The organism is Nonomuraea sp. NPDC003727 (assembly GCF_053586935.1).
In genome coordinates, this window is record NZ_JBSFNE010000009.1 from 31061 (window position 1) to 52021 (window position 20961).

21 protein-coding genes are annotated in these 20961 nt (G+C 69.5%); 9 read left to right on the forward strand and 12 right to left on the reverse strand.

What is annotated here, in order from left to right; genetic code table 11:
• Positions 1–2 precede the first annotated feature (2 nt).
• From ACWDLG_RS23035 to ACWDLG_RS23050, 4 genes are read right to left on the reverse strand one after another with little or no spacing between them, the layout of a single operon-like run.
• Entirely contained in the window at positions 3–1178 is a 1176-nt protein-coding gene (locus tag ACWDLG_RS23035; protein ID WP_449922900.1) for an ABC transporter permease, read from the reverse strand.
• 2 nt (positions 1179–1180) lie between these two features.
• Positions 1181–1855, reverse strand: coding sequence for an ABC transporter ATP-binding protein (locus ACWDLG_RS23040; protein ID WP_449922903.1), 675 nt, complete (start codon positions 1853–1855; stop codon positions 1181–1183).
• A complete protein-coding gene (locus ACWDLG_RS23045; protein ID WP_449922906.1) occupies positions 1848–3563 on the reverse strand; it encodes a peptidoglycan-binding protein in 1716 nt (571 codons plus the stop codon). The genes ACWDLG_RS23040 and ACWDLG_RS23045 overlap by 8 nt, the downstream gene beginning before the upstream one ends.
• Complete coding sequence (locus tag ACWDLG_RS23050) at positions 3563–4348, reverse strand: hypothetical protein (RefSeq protein ID WP_449922909.1); 786 nt, start codon at positions 4346–4348, stop codon at positions 3563–3565. The genes ACWDLG_RS23045 and ACWDLG_RS23050 overlap by 1 nt, the downstream gene beginning before the upstream one ends.
• 282 nt (positions 4349–4630) lie before the next feature.
• Between ACWDLG_RS23050 and ACWDLG_RS23055 the strand changes: the two genes are divergently transcribed.
• A complete protein-coding gene (locus ACWDLG_RS23055; RefSeq protein ID WP_449922912.1) occupies positions 4631–5020 on the forward strand; it encodes a VOC family protein in 390 nt (129 codons plus the stop codon).
• Positions 5021–5108: 88 nt separating this feature from the next.
• Here the strand turns inward: ACWDLG_RS23055 and ACWDLG_RS23060 are convergent, their stop codons facing one another.
• Positions 5109–5663, reverse strand: coding sequence for a carboxymuconolactone decarboxylase family protein (locus tag ACWDLG_RS23060; protein ID WP_449922914.1), 555 nt, complete (start codon positions 5661–5663; stop codon positions 5109–5111).
• 22 nt (positions 5664–5685) lie between these two features.
• Positions 5686–6735 carry a cobalamin-independent methionine synthase II family protein gene (locus ACWDLG_RS23065; protein ID WP_449922917.1) on the reverse strand — a complete coding sequence of 350 codons (1050 nt, stop codon included), beginning with the start codon at positions 6733–6735 and terminating at the stop codon, positions 5686–5688.
• A gap of 268 nt (positions 6736–7003) precedes the next feature.
• Between ACWDLG_RS23065 and ACWDLG_RS23070 the strand changes: the two genes are divergently transcribed.
• Complete coding sequence (locus ACWDLG_RS23070; RefSeq protein ID WP_449922920.1) at positions 7004–7522, forward strand: pyridoxamine 5'-phosphate oxidase family protein; 519 nt, start codon at positions 7004–7006, stop codon at positions 7520–7522.
• 297 nt (positions 7523–7819) lie between these two features.
• Here ACWDLG_RS23070 and ACWDLG_RS23075 read toward each other — a convergent pair whose 3' ends face one another.
• Positions 7820–8194, reverse strand: coding sequence for a hypothetical protein (locus ACWDLG_RS23075; protein WP_449922923.1), 375 nt, complete (start codon positions 8192–8194; stop codon positions 7820–7822).
• A gap of 15 nt (positions 8195–8209) precedes the next feature.
• On the opposite strand from ACWDLG_RS23075, the gene ACWDLG_RS23080 reads away from it, so the two are divergent.
• The 3 genes from ACWDLG_RS23080 to ACWDLG_RS23090 all read left to right on the forward strand — a co-directional run bounded on the left by ACWDLG_RS23080 (position 8210) and on the right by ACWDLG_RS23090 (position 10111).
• Positions 8210–8455 carry a hypothetical protein gene (locus tag ACWDLG_RS23080; protein WP_449923933.1) on the forward strand — a complete coding sequence of 82 codons (246 nt, stop codon included), beginning with the start codon at positions 8210–8212 and terminating at the stop codon, positions 8453–8455.
• A gap of 124 nt (positions 8456–8579) precedes the next feature.
• Complete coding sequence (locus tag ACWDLG_RS23085) at positions 8580–9128, forward strand: RNA polymerase sigma factor (RefSeq protein WP_449922926.1); 549 nt, start codon at positions 8580–8582, stop codon at positions 9126–9128.
• Positions 9125–10111, forward strand: coding sequence for a hypothetical protein (locus ACWDLG_RS23090; RefSeq protein WP_449922928.1), 987 nt, complete (start codon positions 9125–9127; stop codon positions 10109–10111). The genes ACWDLG_RS23085 and ACWDLG_RS23090 overlap by 4 nt, the downstream gene beginning before the upstream one ends.
• Before the next feature lie 405 nt (positions 10112–10516).
• Here the strand turns inward: ACWDLG_RS23090 and ACWDLG_RS23095 are convergent, their stop codons facing one another.
• Positions 10517–11014, reverse strand: a complete 498-nt coding sequence (locus tag ACWDLG_RS23095) for a winged helix-turn-helix transcriptional regulator (protein WP_449922931.1) — start codon at positions 11012–11014, stop codon at positions 10517–10519.
• 75 nt (positions 11015–11089) lie between these two features.
• Between ACWDLG_RS23095 and ACWDLG_RS23100 the strand changes: the two genes are divergently transcribed.
• The 3 genes from ACWDLG_RS23100 to ACWDLG_RS23110 all read left to right on the forward strand — a co-directional run bounded on the left by ACWDLG_RS23100 (position 11090) and on the right by ACWDLG_RS23110 (position 12950).
• A complete protein-coding gene (locus ACWDLG_RS23100) occupies positions 11090–11926 on the forward strand; it encodes an MBL fold metallo-hydrolase (RefSeq protein ID WP_449922934.1) in 837 nt (278 codons plus the stop codon).
• Positions 11927–11984: 58 nt separating this feature from the next.
• Positions 11985–12137, forward strand: coding sequence for a hypothetical protein (locus tag ACWDLG_RS23105; protein WP_449922937.1), 153 nt, complete (start codon positions 11985–11987; stop codon positions 12135–12137).
• 66 nt (positions 12138–12203) lie between these two features.
• The gene (locus ACWDLG_RS23110) at positions 12204–12950 is read left to right on the forward strand and encodes a class I SAM-dependent methyltransferase (RefSeq protein ID WP_449922940.1); all 747 of its coding nucleotides are present in this window, start codon (positions 12204–12206) and stop codon (positions 12948–12950) included.
• A gap of 86 nt (positions 12951–13036) precedes the next feature.
• On the opposite strand, the gene ACWDLG_RS23115 is transcribed toward ACWDLG_RS23110, so the two are convergent.
• The 4 genes from ACWDLG_RS23115 to ACWDLG_RS23130 all read right to left on the reverse strand — a co-directional run bounded on the left by ACWDLG_RS23115 (position 13037) and on the right by ACWDLG_RS23130 (position 18101).
• Positions 13037–13711 (reverse strand): response regulator, encoded by a 675-nt coding sequence (locus ACWDLG_RS23115; protein WP_449922943.1) that lies wholly within the window; start codon positions 13709–13711, stop codon positions 13037–13039.
• On the reverse strand, positions 13708–14877 hold the full coding sequence (locus ACWDLG_RS23120; RefSeq protein ID WP_449922945.1) for a sensor histidine kinase: 1170 nt from the start codon (positions 14875–14877) through the stop codon (positions 13708–13710). The genes ACWDLG_RS23115 and ACWDLG_RS23120 overlap by 4 nt, the downstream gene beginning before the upstream one ends.
• Positions 14878–14904: 27 nt before the next feature.
• A complete protein-coding gene (locus ACWDLG_RS23125; protein ID WP_449922948.1) occupies positions 14905–15093 on the reverse strand; it encodes a hypothetical protein in 189 nt (62 codons plus the stop codon).
• 170 nt (positions 15094–15263) lie between these two features.
• A complete protein-coding gene (locus ACWDLG_RS23130; protein WP_449922950.1) occupies positions 15264–18101 on the reverse strand; it encodes a DUF7507 domain-containing protein in 2838 nt (945 codons plus the stop codon).
• A gap of 114 nt (positions 18102–18215) precedes the next feature.
• Between ACWDLG_RS23130 and ACWDLG_RS23135 the strand changes: the two genes are divergently transcribed.
• Positions 18216–20933: a TIR domain-containing protein gene (locus ACWDLG_RS23135; protein ID WP_449922953.1), complete on the forward strand. Its 2718-nt coding sequence runs from the start codon at positions 18216–18218 to the stop codon at positions 20931–20933.
• Positions 20934–20961: the final 28 nt, after the last annotated feature.

Consider the following 20961-nt stretch of genomic DNA (forward strand, 5'->3'; position numbering starts at 1 on the left):
ATCTACCGAAGCGCGGCGACCGGTTCCATGCGGGCGGCCCGCAGGGCCGGGTACAGGCCCGCCAGCAGCCCGACGACGGCACCGGCGGCAGGAGCCATGACGGCCAGCCGTACGTCCAGGACCGGAGTCCACTGCTTGGCCGCGCAGACCACGACGATCACGACGATCCCCCCGGAAGCGCCGATGACGCCGCCGGTCAGCCCGGTGAGGGTGGACTCCAGCAGGAACTGCGCGGCGATGTGGCGGCGGGCGGCGCCGAGGGCGCGGCGCAGGCCGATCTCGGCGATACGCTCCATCACGGTCACCAGCGTGACGTTGGCGATGCCGACCGCGCCGACGACCAGGGAGACCAGCCCGAGGATCAGGAAGAGGGCGTCGACGTCGCCCTCCACCGCATCGCGCGCTCTGGTGGGACTGGGCGGCGAGATGACCTGGAGGCGGGCCTCGTTGCCGGGGCTGAGCGCGGTCGGCGCCTGATCGGCGATCAGTTCCGCGGCGCCGAGGCCGGTGTTGACCAGAACCCGGGTCACGGCGCTCAGGCCGTAGCGCTTGCCGACGGACGGCGGCAGCATGACCGCACCCGCGAGGCTCTTTTCGCGTTTCAGGTCGCCGAGCACGCCGATGACGGTGTACGCCTGGGCGCCGATGAAGACGGCCGGGGCACGGGTCAGCCCGGTGATGCCCAGCAGCTTGGCCGCGTGCTGGCCCAGCACGACGACCTTGTCCCCACGGGCGATGTGCCCGGCGTCGAAGTAGCGGCCCTCGATCATCCTGCCCTTGACCGCGGCGGGCAGGCCGGGGCTGCTGGAGACGACGGTCAGCGTCTGGTCGGTGACCCGGGTCGGGTCCACGATGTCGTTGGAGCGGACGCTGAGATTGGTGCTCTGTTCCGACTCGGCGAGCGCGGCGGCGGAGACCACCCCGCGCAGCCGGGTCACCCGGTCGACGCCGGCCCAGTCGACCAGGGGGACGGGGTTCTCCGGGACTTCGACCGTGACGGAGGTGGCGGTGAGCTCGTCGAAGCGGCCGACGATCTGGTTGCCCGCCGTCGCGGCGATGCCCAGGGTGACGACGAGCGTGGTGATGCCCAGCACGGTGCCCAGCGTGGTCAGCGCCGAACGCACCGGGCGGGCCAGCAGACCCGCCAGGGCCTCGTCCAGCAGGTCGCGAGGGTGCACATCTACTCCTCTGTGAGGACGCCGTCGGTGATGCGCACCCGGCGCCCGGCCCGGTCGCTCACCTCGGTCTCGTGAGTGATGACCACGATGGTCATCCCCTGGGCGCGCAGTTCGTCGAACAGGTCGAGCACGGCGTCGGTGTTCTTGCTGTCGAGGTTGCCGGTGGGTTCGTCGCACAGCAGCAGCGACGGTTCGCCCAGGAGCGCGCGGGCGATGGCGGCGCGCTGCCGCTCACCGCCGGACAGCCTGCCGGGCAGGAAGTCCACCCGGTGCGACAGCCGTACCCGCTCCAGGGCCCGCATCGCGCGCTCCCGCCGCCCCGCGCGCGGTGCCGCGCCGTAGACCTCGGCCAGCATGACGTTCTCCAGCACGCTGCGATGCGGCAACAGGTGGAAGGACTGGAAGACGAAGCCGATACGGCTGCCGCGGATGGTGGTCCGCACGCTGTCCTTCAGGGAGGCGGTCTCGATGCCGTCGAGCCGGTAGCTGCCGCTGGTCGGCCGGTCGAGCAGACCGAGCGTGTTGAGCAGGGTGGACTTCCCCGACCCCGAGGGGCCGACGATGGCGACGTAGTCGGACCGGTCGACTCTCAGGTTGACGGCGGACAGCGCCCTGACGGGTGGATCGGTGGGGAACTCCCTGGTCAGGTCGTGGAGCAGGATGACCGGCTCAGGCACTGTTGATCACCACCATGTCGCCCGGCTTGAGGTCGCCGGTCACCTCCACGGCTCCGTCGGCGGACAGGCCGGTGCGTACCTCGACCTCCTTGGTCCGGTCGGGCGCGACCTCCACCTGCACGCGGGCCTTGCCGTCCGCGGCCGTGACGACCGCCGCGGCGGGGACCACGAGCACCTCCTGGCCGGTGGCGCCGATGGTCACGCGCACCGTGACGGGCGCACCGGCGAGCTTCTTGAGACCCTTCATCGAGGCGGGCGTGATCGTCACCGGCACGGCGCCCTTCGCGTCGCGTCCGCCGATGGCGGTCACCGTGCCGGGGACGGTCCTGCCAGCCTCGGTCTCGATGCTCGCGTTCAGACCCGTCTTCACCCGCTCGGCCTCGGCCACGTCCACCGAGCCCGAGACCATGAAGGCGGAGCTGGTCACCGTGGCGACCGACTTGTCCACCGGCTCGCCCGCCTTGACGGCCGGCTTGTGCAGCCGGGCCGGCAGCCTGGGCAGGAAGACGACCTCCCCCGGCGGGACGGTGGTGCCGTAGGTCCGGGAGAACTCGGCCAGCAGCGCCTGCGCCGCGGCCAGGTCACGCTGGGCGTTGGCCGCCTTCAGCTTGACGGGCGAGAGCTGCCTGGCCTGGCGGAGCGCCTGCTCGGCGGTGACGACGACCTCGCGCGCCACCCGGACGTTCTTCCTCAGCTCGGCCAGCCGCTTGGCCCGCGTGGTCCCGACCTCCTCCCGTACGCGCTCCAGCGCCGACCTGGCGGCGGCCAGCTCCGCGTCGGCGTTGGCGACCCGGAGTTCGAGAAGGCGGGTGTCGGCGGGCGGTCCGGGCGTGGCGCCTGTGGTCGGGCCCGCGGTGGAGCTGGGGTTGGGCGCGGGGGTGGACGGCGCCGTGGCCTGGTCGAGCTCCTGCTGGGCGGTCAGCAGCTTCTCCTCGGCCGCCCGTACGGCGCTCTCGGCGGCCTCGACCTTGGCCTCGTCCTCGGTGGTGTGGTCCTGTGCCCGCGCGCTCTTCAACGCCTGTTCGGCCGCCTTCAGATCCAGCCGGGCGTTGGTGAGCCTGACTTTCATCGGGAGCACATCCCTGCCCTGGTCAAGGGCCTTGCGCTCGGCCGCGAGCACTTCCTGCGCGGTCCGTACGGCCCGGCGCAGTTCGTCGCGCTGCCGCCGCAGTTCCAAGGTGGGCTGCTGCGCCTCGTAGCCCCGCTTGGCGTAGAAGCGCGACACCGCGGCGACGGTCGCCTGGTCGAACACGCCGGTCGCGGGTGCGCGGTAGCCCAGCCTGCGCAGCGCCTTCTGCAGCTGCGCGACGTCGGCCCCCTCGGCGCCGGGGACGATGCTGCGGTGCATCGGCACCTTGCCGGAGAAGACGAACACCGGGCGTCCGTTCACCTCCATCAGCACCGCGCCCTCCGCGAGAGTGCCCCGCCGGGGAGCGCGGGTGGCGCGCTGCACCGTTTCGCTGCCGCCCACCACCCCGGCCAGCGACACCGGATACGGCGAGCCGTACTCCAGCGTGCCGCTGACCACGACGGTGGCGACCAGTTTGCGCCGCTCGACCGCGGCGGTGACGAGCGACGGTTTGGGCGGCCTGCGCGCCGCCGCCTCGTCGGCCGGGGAACGCAGCAGGGTGCCCACTCCCCAGCCGGTCCCCGCGACCACCAGGACCACGGCCAGCACGAGCAGCAGCTTGCCGCGAGGGGTACGCATCACTGCTCTTGGAACCCGTACTTCATCCTGGCCTCGTTGGTCAGCCGCCTTTGCAGCGGGGCGAAGGCGGCGTAGAAGTCCTTGCCGCATTCCAGGTCGACCAGCGCCGACTTGATCTCCTTGGCGAGGTACGGCCTGGCCACCTCCGCCGTGACCTTGCCCGCCTTGCCGAGCTGGTCAGCCTGCTCGCCCCACACCTGCATGCCGCGGGCGCTCAGCGCGAGCGGCTTCGCGGAGGTCACCCGCTCGCCTTTCGACTTCAGACACTCGGCGAACGGCGCGGCGAGCTCCACAAGCTTGGGGTCGCCGTCGAGCGTCTTGTCGATGTTCTCGATCGCCGTGCTCATCTGGTCCTGATAGTCGGCGACCGAGGTGACTTTCAGGCCGTCCACCTGCTGGAGGGCGGTGACCCTGCACTCGTTCAAGGTCTTGACGTAGGCGTCCCGCTTGGCGCCGGACAGGCCCTCCATCGTCGCCTGGTTGGGGTCCGGCGCCCGCGTTTCCTGCGGCTTCGGATAGACGACGGCGGAGAAGACGCCGAAGCCGTACTTGCTGCGGTCCGCCTTCATCACCGCGTAGTCGGCGGGGTTCGCATCGGACTTCTTGGGCCGGCTGACCGAGGCGGTGTAGGGGAAACCCTTCTGCTTCATGCAGGTGGCGATGACGGTCTCCCGCTCGCGAGCCTTGTCCACCGTGGCCCCGCCGCCCTCGGCCGCGGGGGTCGGGGATCCCCCACAGCCGGTCAACACCGCCAGACCGAGCAGACCGCACGCCAACACACGCATCAAGGACTCCTTCTCAGCGGGATCGCGCCGCCCTTCACGACGCCGTGGCCACTCTGGAGCCCGTTTCCGTCCGCTCTGTGTTCGCCGGGTATCCGCGAATGCTCAGCCGTGTATCAGCCGCGTATCAACGCCGCCGGCCGCCTTGCGTGCTGCGCCCCTCACCGCGACTCGCCGCCGAAGGCGGGGCGAAGGCGGGGCGAGCCGACCGAATGCTTGCTTGGCTTGGCCTCGCTCCGAGAGAGTGTCCAGACAGTGTCCGGCAAGATCAAGGAGGCAAGGTCCATGTCCGAGCTCATGGGCGTCTCGCACATCTCGCTGTCGGTGAAGGACAGGGACGCCAGCGTGCGCTGGTACACCGAGGTTCTCGGCTTCAAGGAGTACGCCACGATGGACGAGGAGCGCTGGCTGCGTACCATCTGCCTGCACGACAGCCTCGCCATCGTCGGCTTCACCCAGCACCTCGACGTGCGCGAGGACGACTTCGACCACCGCAGGGTGGGCATCGACCACGTCGCGTTCGCGGTGCCGTCGCGCGCGGCGCTCGACGCGTGGGCGCGCAGGTTCGAGCAGTTCGGCGTCACCTGCTCGTCCGTGGTCGAGTCGCCGTTCGGCGCCGTGCTGTCGTTCCGCGACCCGGACGGCATCGCGCTCGAGCTGTTCGCGATGCAATAGCGGAAGGGGGTACGGCACCGCGTGCCGTACCCCCTTCGCGTCCTGCCGGCCGAGGTAGGCGTGGCCGGGCACGGCGAGTTCTCGGGCGTCAGGTCGTCGGCTCCAGCAGCCCGGCCAGGTAGCCATCGGCCACGATGCGAGCGGCGCTCTGTTCGTAGGCGGCAGGGTCGTCGGGAGTGACGGTGGCCAGCCCGTCGACGTAGCGGTTGAACATACAGAACGCGGCCGCGATGAGCACCGTGTCGTGGATCTCGACGTCACTGGCGCCGGCCTCCCTGGCGGCCTCGATCTGCATGGTCTGGACCTGGCGTCCGCCGCGCTGGACCGCGGACGCGACGGCCAGCAGTGCCCGCAGCTTGGCGGAGATCGGCGCGGTGGCCGGGTCGGCGCGGACGTGGTCGATCAGCGCCATCCCCTCGGGCAGTTGCGCCGCCGCGAAGGCCGCGTGCGAGCTGGTGCAGAACTGGCAGTCGTTGAGCGCGGAGACGTAGGCGGCGATCAGCTCGCGTTCGCCCCGCGTCAACGTGCTGGGGCCACGCAGCAGGACCTCGGCCAGTTCGCTGAGCGGTCGCGCCGTCTCGGGCCGGAACGCGAACAGGGAGAGGATTCCCGGCAGGTCGGTGTTCAGGTGGATGTGCGGCATTGCGGGCTCCTTGGTGTGAGGGTCAGACGCCCAGCTCGGCCGCGGCCGAGGCGGTGCCCTCCAGCCGCGCCCTGATCTTGGCGAACGCCACCTCGCGGGAGGTGGAGGTGTCGTCGGCGAACGGGGAGAACCCGCAGTCGTCGCAGGTTCCCAGGCGGTCGAGCGGCAGGTGGCGGGCCGCGGCGAGCACGCGGTCGCGTACCTGCTCGGGGGTTTCCACGTGCGGATCGATCGGGTCGATCACGCCGACGAAGATCCGGGCGGTGGCCGGCAGGTGTTCGGCGATGACGGCCAGAACCTTGTCGGGCTCGGGTTCGCCGGCCAGCTGGACGTAGAAGTTGCCGGCCTTGAGCTGGAACAGGTGGGGCAGCAGCCCGGCGTAGTCCACGTCGGCGCTGTGGGTGGAATCCTGGTCGCCGCCCGGGCAGGTGTGCACCCCGATCCGTGACCGCTCCTCGGGAGAGAACCGTTCCAGCACCCTGTTGTTCAGCGCGACGAACTCCTCCAGCACGCCGCCGCTGGGGTCGAGCTTGAGCGACAGCCGCCCTTCGGTGAAGTCGAGCTGGACGGCGTGCGCTCCGGCGTCCAGGCAGCCGCGAATGTCGGCCTCGGCCTCGTCGGCCAGGTCGTCCAGGAAGCGCTCGCGCGGGTAGCCGTCGATGCCGGTGGCGGGGTAGAGCAGGCTGAGCGCGGACGGCGCGATGACCGCCTGCTTGACCGGGACGGTCGCATGCCGCTGGGCGGCCCGCAGGTACTGCTCGGCGCGTACGGCGTAGCGGAACGGCCCCGCGGTCAATCGGGGCAGCTGCCGGGTGTGCCCGTCCGCGAACGGGATCACGACGCCATCGGGCGCCAGGTGCGCCAAGCCCGCGATCGGGTAGGTGGCGAAGCTCGGCTTGGCCTGCTCGCCGTCGGTGACGACCGGCGAGCCAGCCTGCTCCATGCGCGCGATCGTGTCCCGCACGGCCGATTCCTGGGCGCGTGCCAGCTCGGCGGCGTCGCCGGAGCGCATCGCGGCCAGGAATTCGGGTGAACGGGGAATGCTGCCGATTGGCTCGGTCGGGATGCCCATGCCGCGACCGTATATCGCTCCCTGCAATGGTTCAACGACCCCAAGTAACCACCCCGGCTGGCGTAACCACCTGGGCACGACCCAAGGCTCGGGAACGTGACCTGGTGTGACTGCCCGCTCCTGCCTTCGCGGGTGTGACGGCCGAGTCCGTGATCACTACCGGACGAAGAAACAAGACACAAGGTGTCAGGTTTTTGATCGAACATGGCTGCACCGGTCAGCGCCGAAGGTGGCCGCGAACCGGTCGTACGGATAGACAAGGAAAGCAATGCGCGAAACGCAAGAAGATCTCAAAGAGCTCCAGAGCCTCCTGGACTCCTCCCTGTCCCGCTCCACCTCGCATCTCCGCTCGATCGTCACCGAGCGCACCCTGACCGCGGAGCAGCTCACCCAGGTCCTCACCGGCATGTGCACCCTCGCACTGTCCACGGTGACGGCGAAGGGCGAGCCGCGGATCAGCGGCGTGGACGGACATTTCCTCCACGGCAGGTGGCATTTCGGAACGGCACGCAGCGCCGCCAAGGCCCGCCACCTGGCCGCCCGCCCGGCCGCCAGCGTCGCGCACATGCGCGGCGAGGACTTGGGCGTGTTCACCCACGGCACGGTGGAGATCCTCAACCCCGAGGACGGCGAGCCCGCCGCGGACTGGCCGGACCTGCTCGCGTACTTCAAGGACTTCTACGGCGAGGGCGCCTTCGACTGGGAGAACGACGTGGTCTACTACCGGCTGCACCCGCACTGGATGACCGTCTACGCCCCCGACGTCGACAAGCTCACCGCCACGTGACCGCAGGCCCATGAAGGAGGCCCCGGGCGCGCTGTTCGGGTCGTCGTCTCGCGGCAACGAGGCGGCTGGCGCGGCTGACCCGATCCGGGGCCGTGACCACCCTCGAACCGGCCGACCGGCCGGGCCTCCTCCGGGCTACTGCGCCTGGTCCCCCGCCGCGGTGTCGCCGTGACCGATGCGCTCGCGCTTCGCCTCACGCATCGGCCCCAGCCCCAGCGCCTACCGCGCCACGTTCAAGCTCCAGAAGCAGGTCAGGCCATGAATCAGGAACAGCCGGTAGCTTCGCACCGGAAGGCCTCAGAGGTCGACCGTCACCACCCTCAGGCGTGAGCGGCTGCTGACCGGGATCGCGCAGCCCGCCACGTACACGGAAGAGAGTGCAGGCCCGCGGCAGGTTGGCAACGCCAGTGCGGCGGCGATGGCCTGTTCCCACGATTGCAGGAAGCTGTCGTATCCCGCCGCGAACTCCTCGAGCCGGCGCCGGCCTGCCGGGCTGAGCGCGGTGAGGGCGTAGGCGACCGTCACGCTGCTACATCCATCGCCGGCGGGCTCAAGTCCGACGGTGACGGTGCCGGCCCGGGAGCCTGGAGTGATGCGGGCACAGGCGATGCGTCGGCCCTGCATCCGGTCGACCACGACGACCTGGCCACCATCACCCCGTACATCACGCATGCCATTCGGGGTGCCGTGAAGAAACTCGGCGAGACCCCGCCCGAGCACAAGGGCACGCTCAAGGACTGGGCCGACCTGGTCCATCGCACCGACACCCGCGGTCGGCGGCGGGTGGCGCGCATGGTGTATGAGGTGGCCACCTTCCAGACCCTGCGCGAGCAGCTGCGCTGCAAGGAGATCTGGGTGGTCGGCGCCGACCGGTGGCGCAACCCGGACGAGGACCTGCCCGCCGACTTCGAAAATAAGGGGCAGCTTCTGTGAAGGCGCTGGAGTCCGAAAGCGCTGAAGATTTCCAAGATTCACATGAAATGGTGGGGCGCTTTTCGCCATGTAAGGGGATGTCCGCGTTTCGTACTGACAAGGAGATCGGCCATGGGAATCGCCCGTGGATGACGATGAAGCGGCCAGGTTCGAGGCCGTCTACAGGGAGACATACGACCAGATCGCAGCCTACGCCGCACGCCGCTGTGACTCTCCGCAGGATGCGGCCGATGTCGTGGCGGAGACCTTCACCATTGCCTGGCGCCGGGTGGCTGATCTGCCGCCGGGGCACGAGGCCAGGCTCTGGCTGTACGGCGTAGCGCGCAAGGTGCTGGCCGATCACCGCCGGAGCACAGCCCGGCAGCGGCTGCGCAGCGTGGAGCTTGACGCCGAGATAGCCGATCTTTATGGGGACTCTCCCGGCAGCAGCGTGGAGCTGAGCGTGATCGCCGCGGTGTTTCGCAACCTGCCCGACGACGACCGTGAGCTTCTCTCGCTGGTCGCCTGGGAGGGGCTGGGGCGCGATGAGATCGCCGCGATGCTGGGACTGTCCCGCAACGCCGTGCGCATCAGGCTTTATCGCGCCCGCAGGCGCTTCTCGCGCGCACTCGACGAAGCCAGTGTCCGGTTCACATCAGAAAGCCGGATGATTCCGGCGGGGAGGTCGCTGTGAGGAACGTCGATGGGATCAGCGAACTTCTGAGACCACTGGCCCGAGTCGAGCCCGGACAGCCGAACAGCCACGCGTCCGGTACGGGGGCGCGCGCGTTGCTGGCCTCGATCGTGGCCCAAGAGCCCGGCAGTGCCGCCAGGACGCTGGGACGTACCCACCGGTCCGCTTCGCGCAGTCCTCGACGTCTTGCGCTGGGCCTGACCGCTGCGGCCGTGCTCGCAACAGGCATCGTAGTAGGGCCGAGCCTACTGGAGGACGGACGTGGCGTGGCGGTGTCCTACGCCAACTCCGCGGTGGAGATCCACCGGGAAGGCGACCAGTACGTCGCCCGCATCAAGGACCCGTTCGCTGACCACGACAAGTACACCCAGGCGTTCCACGCGGTCGGCCTGAACGTCGATCTACGCCCGGTGCCCGTCTCGCCAGGCGACGTGGGAAAGATCCTCGGCATGATCATCGCGGACAAGGGTTCCTCTCGCCCCGCCCCGGAAGCCAAGCCAGACCCCTCCGGCCCTCGGATCAACGGTGTCCCCCTCTCGATGGAGGCGACACCCAAAGGATGCCAGCCAGGACAGGACAGACACTGCGTCATGGTGATGCGAATCCCCGCCGGTTTCACCGGCCATGTAGACGTCAAGCTGGGACGCCAGGCGAAGCCGGGAGAGGACTACGCGAACTTCGACTCGGCCATGGCGCCAGGCGAGATGTTCGGCGGGGTCCGGCTGAGAGACGGCCGCCCCGTGGACGACATCCTGGCTGAGGCGCGCAAGCGTAACCTGACCGCGGTGTTCAGCCTCATTCGGACGGATAAGAAAACGGGCGGCCTGTCCTTCGAGCCGCTACCTGCCGACCGGGTCGGACCCGGCTGGACCGTCTGGAACGCATGGCAGGTGAAGGCCGGCGTGATCCGGCTGCTCGTCACACCCGAGCGTCTACCCGAGAACCCGTTCTACAACGGAAGCGCGCCACCGCCCGCATCCTGATCACGTGCGCAACTCGGCTCCCGCCCCGCAACGGGGCGGGAGCCGTCCATTTGATCACGTGACGCACTGCGCGTGACACTGGACGGCGAGCCCGACATCGAGGTGATCGGTGAGGCGGCCGACGGACCGATGAGTACCTCTTCGGGGGCACTCCAGTCGGGGCGTCGGGGTGCCTGCTCAAAGACAGCGACCCCGAACTGCTCCTGGAGGCGGTGCGGACGCTGCACCGCGGACACGGGCTGGTGGACCCTCAGGTCACCACCCGGCTGATCCACCGCTTCGCAAGACTGTCGCCCGCGTCCGCCACTGATGCGCAACAGCGGCTCACTGCTTGCCGTTCCTATGTGAGACATCATCTCGGGCGACGTCCGTTGGCGCCTTGGGACGTGGCCGACGGGCTGGCGGCTACGAGGAGTTGGTGGCAGCGCGGTAGGCCGCGTTCAGGCGCTCGCGAACACTCGGTGATCGCGCTGGGAGTTCGGAGCCAAGGTGCTCGCGGCGAAGCTCGTCCATGAACTCGTCCCAGAGCGCGGGGCCGCCTTGTTCAAGCAACACGGCGCGAGCGTTCAGCGCGCTGCTCGTGGGTCGGTGGCGAAGTCCCCAGCTGCCCAGCTGCGCGAACACGGGTACGAGTTGGATCGCGGGTTCGGTCAGGCTGTAGCGTGCCCGCTGGCCGGCCCGCGTGTCCTCGCGGGTGAGCAGTCCCGACTTGACGAGTCGTTTGAGTCGGTCGGCGAGAATATTCGAGGCGATCCCCTCGATCGAGTTGGCCTGCAGCTCTCGGAAATAGCGGCGATCTCCGAAGACGATGTCGCGGAGGACGATCAGACTCCAGCGATCGCCGAACGCCTCGATGGCGGCGTTGATCGGGCACTCCGACCGCGGCTCATTCGCTTTGCCCATACTGCTTGCAATCTACCACCGCCCGGTACTACCGTCTCGGCAAGCGGTTGCAAATCACAAGCGGAAGGGGCCACCGTGCTGAGGCAGGTCGCGGAGGGCGTGCTGATCCACGAGAGCGAGTTCTGCCAAAGCAACGCCGTGGTCGTGCAAGGCCGCGCCGGCGTGCTGCTCATCGACCCCGGGGTGCAGGGCCACGAAATGGCCTGCCTCGCGAACGACCTTCGCGAACTGGGCCAGCCCGTTGTGGCGGGTTTCTCGACGCATCCGCATTGGGATCACCTGCTCTGGCACGCCGGGCTCGGCGCGGCGCCTCGCTACGGCACGGCCCGCTGCGCGGCCACTGTCCGAGATCGGCTGTCGGACCCGGGCGCGAAGGCCCGCATCGCCGCCCAACTGATACCGCCGGACATCGCCGAGCAGGTACCGCTGGACCTGCTCGGCCTCATCACCGGCTTGCCCGCCGACACCGCGCGGATTCCTTGGGATGGTCCTCAAGTCCGGATCATCGAGCATCAGGCGCATGCCCCGGGCCATGCGGCGTTGTTGATCGAGGAGCGCGGCGTTCTCGTCGCCGGCGACATGCTCTCTGATGTCCTGATTCCGATGCTCGACTTGAACGGCACCGCGGACCCGATCGAGGACCACCTCGCCGCGCTGCGACTGCTGGAGGGCGTGGCGGGCGATGCCGATGTCCTCATCCCCGGCCACGGGTCAGTCGGCGGAGCTGACCAGGTACACGCACGGATCGAGCGGGATCGGGCGTACGTGCTCGCCTTGCGTGAGGGCCATGTTCCCAGTGACCCGCGGGTCGGCCCATCGGCCAAGCCGGGCTGGGAATGGGTGAGCGATGTGCACAACGGGCAAGCCCAGCGTCTCGCCCGACAGAGCGAGCGCGACGGGACGCCCGGCTAGCTCGCGGGAGTGCCGGCCCAGCGATTCCGCGGCTTCGTCGAGGGACCGGTCCAGCCACGTGGCACGCCTCGGCGAGGATGCTGGTGTCGGCGGGCTCGACGTCCAGGCCAAGGTGCTGTGGCGGATGGTCTACGCCACCTCCAGCGCCCGCGACAGCTCCTCACATGCCGATCAATATGGTGAAATGGCGATCAAGCGACCTCCCGCGTAGTGACACGCTACCCAGACCACCGGCACTGTGCGGGGACGATGGGTGACAGCCGGAAAGGCAGTGTCAATGTCCAGCGCGCAGTTGTACGACACCATCGGAGCGACCTACACCGTGACACGGCGCACGGAACCGCGCATCGCCGCGCGGATCTGGGCCGCGCTCGGCGATGCCCGGACCATACTGAACGTCGGGGCGGGCACCGGGTCGTACGAGCCCCCCGACCGCCACGTCCTCGCGGTGGAACCGTCGGCGCTCATGCGTTCGCAGCGTCTCCCGGGCGCGGCGCCGTGCCTGGTCGGATCCGCCGAGAGCCTGCCGTTCGATGACCAGTCCTTCGACGCCGCGATGGCTGTTTCCTCCATTCATCACTGGCAGGACCCGATTGCCGGGCTGCGCGAGCTGCGGCGGGTTGCTCGCCGCGTGGTGGTGTTCACGCACGACACCAGCGACACCGGATGGCTTCATCGGTTCTGGCTTACTCGCGACTACCTGCCTGAGGTCGCGGACCTCCTCGCCGGCCGGCCTTCGGTGTCCGAGCAGGCCGGCGCGATCGGAGCCCGGATGGAACCGGTGCTCATCCCGTGGGACTGCGCTGACGGCTTCTTCGAGGCCTACTGGCGTCGGCCGGAGGCGTACCTGGACGAGAATGTCCGTCGCGGGATATCGGTCTGGGCCAGGGTCGGGCCGGACGCCGAGCAGCGTGCAGTGCGCAGCCTCCGTGACGACCTCGCATCCGGTCGGTGGGCCGAACGCAACCACGACCTCGTCGATCTCGACGCGGCAGAGCTTGGGCTTCGCCTACTGATCGCCTGAACCCGCCACCGGCTCGCACCGGTCAACGGTCCTTGAACCCCGAAGCCCGGGCAATTGCGGTTGGGTCTTCGTCCCGAGGACCGTTGTCAGCCTTCTGCCAACCCATGCCGGTAGGCGTAGCGTGTCGCGTCGCTGCGGCTGCGAGCTCCGATCTTGGCGAAGGCGTTGTTGATGTGCGTTTTGACCGTCGACTCTCCGATGAACAGCGACGTGGCGATCTGCTGGTTCGTCATGCCTTGTGCGATGAGCTTCAGAATCTCGACCTCCCGGGGGGTGAGCCCGTCGGGGTTGCCCCAGCGATCCGGCGGGACAGGGTGGAGCGGGCCTGGCCGTAGCATGGCCGCCACAAGGCGCCGGGAGACGGCGGTGTCGAAGGTGGACTGACCAGACGCGGTGGCGCGGAGAGCCGCTGCGATCTCGGCTCGGCCTGCGTCCTTGGTCAGATAGCCGCGGGCACCTGAACGAAGGGCCGCCGCGATCGAGTCATCGTCGGCGTACGTGGTCAAGACCAAGACCGCGACCTGTGAATGCTGCCGGGTGATGCGCTGTGTGGCTTCCACCCCGTCCATCACCGGCATCCGCAGGTCCATCAGCACAACGTCAGCAGAGGTTTCCTCCAGCAGCCGAAGCGCGCCCTCGCCGTCGCCCGCCGAACCGACGACCTCGACGTCGTCCAGCAGCCCGAGCAGGGCCACCAGGCCTTCCCTGACGATCTGCTGGTCGTCTACAACGATCACGCGGATCATCGTGGTGTCGCTCACGCCGGTACCTCCGCGACCACCTGCCAGCCACCCCACTTCTCCGCAGCGGTGAGTCGACCACCCACGAGGGCGAGCCGTTCGCGCATGCCGGTCAGTCCGTACCCCGCAGGCCGCGCGCTGCGGTCGCCTTCAGCCGGTTCGGGAACGGACTCGTTGCGGACCACGAGGTTCACGGTATCGACGTGGTAGTCGAGCCGAACCGTGATCGCGGCGTGCGGGGCGTGCTTGGCGGCATTGGTGAGCGCCTCCCGCGCGGTGCGCACCAGGCAGACGGTGACGGCCGGCGGCAATGAGCGCGGCGTCCCGCCGACCTCGGCGTGAACGACCGCTGAATGGTTGCCGCGATGAGCTTCCACAAGCTGAGCCAGCGCCTCGCCCAGCGGCGGTATGTCCTCGCGCAGCGCGGCCACCGCGTGTCGTGCCTCGGACAAACCCTCGACGGCCAGCCGACGGGCCCGCCGTACTTGTTCCAACCCGCCGTCCAGGTCGTGCTTCTCGCTCAGCAGCGCGTCGGCCAGTTCCAGTTGCACACCCAGGGCACCGAGGGAGTGCGCGAGGACATCGTGGAGTTCGCGGGCGATCCTGGTCCGTTCGTCCAACGCGGCGGCTCGCGCGTGCTCGGCCTGGGCGCGCTGAGTCTGTTCCAGCAGCCGGTGGGCGTGCTCGGCCTGGACACGGTACTGCCGCCGGCTGAGTCCGAGCACGACGACGACCAGCATCACCGCGGCGTTGCCGAACGCGTCACTGGCTGATCGCTCCGAGAACACGCACGACAAGGTGGCCGCCATGACCGTGGCACCCGTCATCGTAATGATCACGAGTGGGCTCGGCCGCGTGTGCATGGAGAAGGCCACCAGCCCGACACATGACATGATCATCGCGGTGCCGTCGGCGGTCGAGCCGACAGCCGGCGCCGCGGCCAATGCCGAGGCGCCCAGCACGACGAGGGCGCTCGTCGGCGCTCGTCGCTCCAGGAAAACGAAGGCCGCCCAGCCGGCCAGGCTCAGGCTCAGCAGCGCCCAGGTGATGTCGGTGAGCATGCCCGAACGTGCCGTCAGCGGGGCGGCCACCATCATGATCGTGCCGACCAATCGCTCAACTCGCCATCCTGGTGACAGGTAGACCCGCCAGGACGGCCGTTTCGCCTGGCGCGGCGCGTCGATCATGTGGTGGCTCCCGGGACAGGACGTTCGTCAGTGGCGAAGGTTGGCGATGAGTTCAAAGGCGAGCAGCCGGTAGGCGAGGAACCCCACCAGAACAACCAGCCCCACGACAACCAAGGCGACTATAGACTTTCCGCCCACTTTTCCCCCATTCGTGCCGAGAACCCAGCTCATGACCACCTTGATGAGGTCGAGCCGGTTCGCGTCTCGTCTGTTCATGTGACGGAACCGTACGGATCAGGCAAGTGATCGCCACACCTCCGCGGGATGGAGATCGGGGTGGAGCCCGGGTGGAGAGGCATTCGTGCGCGAGCTCGGCGGGCGCCTCCTCCGAGCTGACCGAGGAGCCCGGCCCGGTGCTTCCGGAGGTCTGCCCGCCGGCCCGACCCTCAGTACACCTCGATCCTGTTGGCGTTGATGTCGTCCAGCAGGCGGATGCTTCTGCTGTACCGCTCGGCGGTGTCGGAGCCGACCGGCAGCGCGGCCGTGTCCTGGGCGTAGAGCACCGCGGCGCGCACGGTGCCGGGGCTGGAGCTGATCGCGGTGTCGGCGTTGATGCGCCTGGTCGCCAGGTTGAAGTACGTGCCCAGGAGGTGCTCGGTGAGCACGCTCTTCGGCGAGTTGTCGGCGGTGAAGGCCGCCGTGATCTCGGCGGCGGTCAGGGCTCCGCCCCGGTCGGTGTCGTAGCGCTGGTCGGTGGCCTGGATACGGGCCAGGAACTCGGCCGTCCACTGGCCGGCGTGGTTCTTCCAGAAGCCCTTGGAGCGCGGATCGCGGGTGGGCGGCACGGCCGTGACCCCGGTGGTCGCCGAGGCGGTGACCGGGGCGAAGGTGCACGCCCCGCCGGCGTTCTTGTAGCGCACGGACACGTCGCTCGTGTACGTCGTGCCCGCCGGGGCCAGCAGCGTCGGCCGCGCGGTGAAGACGATCGCGCGGTCGCCGGACCTGGCAGGGACGGCGCCCACGTTCCAGACCAGGGTCCGGGTGCCGTCGTCGTTGAGCGTCACCGAGTCGGGTCGGGGGCCCGTTCCCAGGTCGAGCGCCTGGCTGTAGTAGACGCCGGACGGGAGCGTGGCGGTGACGACGGTGTCGGACGCGGCGCCGCCACCCGTGTTCGCGTACGTGACGGTGTAGGTGACGGCCTCGCCGGCGTTGACCGTGGGGGTCGCGGTCTGGTTCACGGTCAGGACCGGGGCCCGGACCGTGGTGGTGGCGCGGTCGGTGTTGTCGTCGGTGTACGGGTCGGGGATGCCGTCGGTGTCCTTGCCGGTGACCGTGGCGGTGTTGGAGACCACGGTGCCGTCGGTCGTGGCGCAGGGCACCCGGTAGGTGAACGGGGGTGTGACGGTGTGGACGGCGCCGTTGGCCAGGTCCGGGAGCGAACGGTGGTGCGCGGTGCCGTCGGGGAGCGTGTCGGTCACCGAGAGGGCGGTGGCGGTGCCGGGGCCGAGGTCGGTCACGGTCACCGTGTAGGTCACGGTGTCGCCGCCGACGGCCTCGGTCCGGTCGGCGGACTTGGTGAGCTTGACGTCGGCCTGCTGGAACCTGGCGCGGATCATCTGCGCGGTGAGTTCCTGCGGCAGGCCGCGGCGCGCGCCGTCGGCGAAGAACCTGGCGTTGAGGCGGGGGTTGTACTGGATGTTGGACCAGTCGTCGAAGCCGTGCAGGTCTTCCAGGTCCTTGTCGGGGCACTCGTCCAGGATGCGGGTGATGTTGGCGGCGGTCTCGCCCTGTCTTGTGCCGTTTCCGTTCCAGTCGATGAATCCGTTGGTGGCGGCCACCGTTCTGGGCTTGCCGCCGACGCCGTACACGATCTGGCGATCGGGGCTCGCGTACACCCCGGAGTTCTCGTCGAGTTCGCTCTCCGGCAACGACACGGTGAGAGCCGTGCCCCTGGCCGAGCTGCTGTAGTCCAGCGGCCGGATGGGGTCGTAGTCCTGGAACTGGTAGGAGTAGTTCATCACGCTGAGGTAGTTGGGTTTGCAGTTGACCTTTTCGTCGCCGCCATGGCCCAGACCCAGCGTGTGTCCCAGCTCGTGCATGAAGGTGGACTTCTCGGCGTTCACCCGCTCGCCCAGTTCCTGGAACTCCTTGGGGGTGAACACGCCCATCGTGACGACGAAGTCGTTGCCACCTCGGGGGCTGGTGGGGTCCCACTCGGCTATGCCCGACCCGTTGGTGTTCCCGTCCTCGTCCTCGACGCGGTCGCCGAAGATCATGTAGCGGTACACCATGTTCTTGGCCTTCAGGATGTTCGCGCAGTTCGGGCTGGAGCGGTCGGCGGCGGTGCCGAAGGCGCCCGCGCAGGTGCTGTTCCGCGCGCCGTTCTTGATGAAGCTGAAGTTGTCCGGTTGTCCGTCGTTGTCCGGGACGAAGCGGAGCACGGGCACGTGCGGCAGTTCCTCGTCGATGTCCAGCATGTGGAGCCCGACGCCCAGGTACTTGCCACCTGGGTACGGATCGACCGGTGCGCGGTCGAACGCGCCGACCACGTCCAGGAGGCCCAGGTAGTCGGGCCGGAATCCGGTCATGTAGTCGACCTCGACGAACAGGTCCTTCCGGTACGGCAGGGCGTTGTACGGCGGGTCGCCCAGCGGCAGGTCCACGGTGCCGTCGATGTTGGCGTCGAGACCCAGACCGGGTGTCTCCCATGCGTTCTGTATGCCGTCGCCGTCGCTGTCGCCGCCCGCGTTCCTCGCCAGGTCGAGGCAGTGCGGGGTGGTGATAGTGAAGTACCCGCGGGCCGAGTCGACGCCGCCGGCCTCGCTCTGCCCCGTCAGAGACAGGATGCCCGCCCCCTGCTGGGCGGTCAGGCCGCCGCCGGTGAAGACGCAGGTGTTCAGATCGAACGTGATGTCCAGGTCATCTCCGGGCTGGCCCCAGTCGATGGGGTCGTCAGGGGTGGCGTCGTCCTGGTCCCACAGTTCCAGGTGGATGGCGATGGGGTTGTGGGTGCTGTCGACCTTCTCGCTGTGGACCCAGTTGGTCCTGAAGTCGGGACCGTGGGCGCAGCAGAAGTCGGCCTTGCCGTCGAAGTTCTTGCCGTCGATCCGGAACTTCGGGTAGTAGTCGTTCGGGCACGACTCGCCTGCCCCCTCGCCGCACTCCACCTCGACCACCCGGTACAGGTGGACGGTGACCGTCACATCCTCGGCCTGGGCCGCGGCGGGCGCGAGATACGCCAGCACCACGAGCAACGCGACCAGCGATCGAGCCAACCATCTCATGGCGCGGTCCTCTCCGAACTGTCCGGATCCCGATGATCGCCCGAACGGACCCTTGCGGCATGAGTAGGCCCATACTCAATCCCGAAGCACTCCCGAAGCCTCAGAATCGGGTGTGTGGATCTCCTCGGTAAGCGCGAGAAGCCATCTCCGGGTCACTACGACGGGTTCATCTCCTACAGCCGAGCCGCCGACGGCCGCCTCGGCCCCGCCCTGCGCGACGCCCTCCACCAGTTCGCCCGCCCCTGGTACCGCCTGCGCGCCCTGCGCGTCTTCTGCGACGCCCGCAGCCTGTCCGCCTCGCCGGGCCTGTGGACGACGATCGACGCCGCGCTGGACGCGTCGCGCTGCTTCATCCTGCTGGCCTCGCCCGACTCGGCGCGCTCCGTCTGGGTCCGGCGGGAGGTCGAGCACTGGCGGTCGCTCGCGGCGCAACGGCCCATGCTCATCGTGCTCACCGACGGCGAGCTCGTCTGGGACCACGAGGCGGGGCACTTCGACGACACCCTGACCACGGCCCTGCCCGAGTCGCTGCTCCGGGGCTTTTCCGAGGTGCCGCTCTGGGTGGACCTGCGCTCGATCCGCACCCAGACCGACCTGTCCCTCGGCAATCCCGCCTTCCTCGACGCCGTCGCGACGCTCGCCTCCGCCTTGCACCACCGCCCCAAGGACGAGCTCGTCGGCGAGGACGTCCGCCAGCACCGTCGGGCCCGGCGGTTCCGGCGGTTCTCCTGGACGGGGCTGTCCCTCCTGACCGCCGCGGCGGTGGTCAGCGCGGTGGCCGCGGTCGACTCGGCCAACCTCGCGCGGGCGCAGCGGGACAGGGCGGAGGCGCAACACCGGAGCGCGGTGTCAAGCCTGCTGGTCACGCGCCGGGAACAGGTCCGTGACCCGGTGGTGGCCGGGCTCCTGGCCGCCGCGGCCTGGCGTTTCAAGGCGACCGCCGAGGCGCGCCACGGCATGCTCGCCTCCCTGGCGACCCCCGCCAGGGCTGTCCTGAACGGCCTCGGCGACATCAAAGCGCTCGGCCCGGACGGCAAGGTCCTGGCCGGCGACGACCGGACCATGCGCCTGTGGGACCCGGTGACCCGCCGCTGGATCGGGAGCCCGTTCACCGCGGATTTCCGGTTGGCGACGTTCGGCCACGACGGCCGGACCCTGGTCACCCTCGGGGAGGACGGAACCGTCCGGCTGTGGGACACCACGACCTGGCGGCAGATCGGGACCACTTTCACCGGCCCGGGCGACGTCATCGCGGCCCTGGAGCTGAGCCCGGACCGCGCGACCCTGGTCACCGTCGGGTCCGACGAGAAGATCCGGCGGTGGGACACGGCGACCTGGCGGCAGATCGGGGCTCCGCTCACCGGTCACACCGACGACGTCGAGTCTCTGCGGATCAGCCCGGACGGCACGACCCTCGCCAGCGCGGGTCGCGACGGGGCCTGGCTCTGGAACCTCGCCACCGGGAAGGGGAAGCCGCTCGGCGGCCGCACCGGCACCGTCCGGTCGGTCGCGTTCAGCCCGGATGGCGGGATCCTGGCCACCGGAGAGGACGACGGAGAGGTCCGGTTGTGGAACTCCGTCACGGGCGACGCCCTCAACAGCCCGCTGCGAGGTCATGACGGGCCCGTCAGCGCCATCGTGTTCAGCCCGGACGGCAAGACCCTGGCCACCGGAAGCTGGGACCAGACCGTCCGGCTGTGGGACCCGGCGACCGGCCGTCAGGTCGGGGACACGCTCACCGGCCACACCTACAGCGTCTCGGCCGTGGCCTTCAGCCCGGACGGCGCACTCCTGGTCACCGGCAGCACGGACCGGACCGTCAGACTGTGGGATCCGGCGGCGCGGCGGCCGATCGGAGACCCGCTCAAGGGCCACACCGAGGAGGTCACGCCACTGCTGTTCAGCCCGGACGGCAAGACGCTGATCAGCAGCGGTATGGAGGAGACCGTCCGGCTGTGGGACCCCGGGACCGGACGGCAGCTCGGCAAGCCGATCGGGACGCCGAACGCCTACGGCAACAACGCCTGGCCCATGGCGCTGAGCGCGGACGGCGAGACCTTGGCCATCGCCGATCCCGACGGAGAGATCCAGCAGTGGGGCATGGCGGATCGGCAGCCGATCGGCGAGCCGATCCAGGCCGGTCAGAGCATCTATTCGGTGGCGTTCAGCCCGGACGGCGAGACCCTGGCCGTCGGCGGCGGCAACGGGACCGTCTCACTGTGGGATCCAGCCACCCGGCGCCCGATCGGGGTGCCGATCCGGGCCGGGACCGCCCCCGTCCAGGCGGTCGTCTACAGCAGGGACGGCAAGAGCCTGGCCACCGCCTGCGACGGAACCATCCGGCTGTGGGACATGGCGACCCGGCGGCAGATCGGGAACCCCATGGAGGGCCTCACGTCGATGGCGTTCAGTCCGGACGGAAAGCTCCTGGCCGCCCTCAGCGACGACGGGACCACCCGGCTGTGGGACACCAGGACCCAGCAGCCTCGGGGGGATCCGGTCAAGGGCCATGGCGCGGTGGCGTTCAGCCCTGACGGCCAGACCCTGGCCACCGAAGGCGAGGACAGGGGCGTCCAACTGTGGGACGTGCCAACCAGGAGGCCGATCGGCAACCCGCTCAAGGGCCACACCGAGGACGTCGTGGCGCTGGCGTTCAGTCCCGACGGCCAGACCCTGGCCAGCTCCGACAACGCCGGAACCATCCTGCTGTGGAAGCCGGGCATCCCGTCGGAGCCGATGACAACGGTCTGCGCGATGGCCGGCCGTTCGCTCACCAAGGAGGAGTGGACCCGCTACCTTCCAGGCGGAGAGCCCTTCCAGAAGATCTGCTGAAGCCGCCGGCGGTGGTGCAGACTGCCGC